At 41.9% G+C, this 671-nt stretch carries 1 protein-coding gene and 1 pseudogene; both read right to left on the bottom strand.

Annotation, left to right across the window (positions count from 1 at the left end):
• Positions 1 to 102: 102 nt before the first annotated feature.
• Positions 103 to 321: a translation initiation factor IF-1 gene (infA, locus tag AB4512_RS20285; RefSeq protein WP_001040192.1), complete on the bottom strand. Its 219-nt coding sequence runs from the start codon at positions 319 to 321 to the stop codon at positions 103 to 105.
• An 81-nt stretch (positions 322 to 402) separates the two neighbouring features.
• Positions 403 to 671, bottom strand: a pseudogene (locus AB4512_RS20290) (arginyltransferase); the annotation flags it as partial.

The following is a 671-nucleotide window of genomic DNA, read 5'->3' on the forward strand; positions in this document are numbered from 1 at the left end:
GAGATGCGAGATGCGAGATTGATGTGCTTGTGTAGTAAAAAGCTCAGGTAATAAAAAACGGAGCCTTAAGCTCCGCTTCTTATTGTATTCGCTAATTAAAAATTAACGAGCACGGAAGACGATGCGGCCTTTAGAAAGGTCGTATGGAGTCATCTCAACAGTTACTTTATCACCAGTAAGAATCCGGATGTAGTTCTTACGCATTTTACCAGAGATGTGTGCTGTCACTACGTGACCGTTTTCAAGCTCAACACGGAACATTGTGTTTGGTAGAGTATCAAGGACAGTGCCTTGCATCTCGATTACGTCTTCTTTAGCCATCTAATCCTCTTTCGAAATTTGGCGGTTTTCAACGGCTTGATTGTGCCGTTAAAATCAAAATATGTAAAGTTGTCGCGTATTCTACCCTTGCCACCGCTGATTTACTAGCCTTTGATGACGTTGAAATCGTACTTTATAGTTCATCGCAGGGCATTCATCGATTTGATAACCCAAATATAACCATTGTTTTTGTTCTTTCTGGGCATGTTGGATCTGAAATAGAACGCCAAGTGTTCCCATCGAAATGTCTATATCAGGAGCGAAGAAGGTATAAAACGCGCTCGTACAGTGAGCCATGATGTCGGTTACGGCGATACCAACCAACTTGTTCTCATCATAGATGTGCATGA

It is taken from the genome of Vibrio sp. 10N.222.52.B7, from assembly GCF_041474275.1.
Lineage (GTDB): Bacteria > Pseudomonadota > Gammaproteobacteria > Enterobacterales > Vibrionaceae > Vibrio > Vibrio crassostreae_C.

Excerpts from the sequence above, each read along its gene's own strand:
- infA (WP_001040192.1), bottom strand. The coding sequence starts at position 321 with ATGGCTAAAGAAGACGTAATCGAGATGCAAGGCACTGTCCTTGATACT.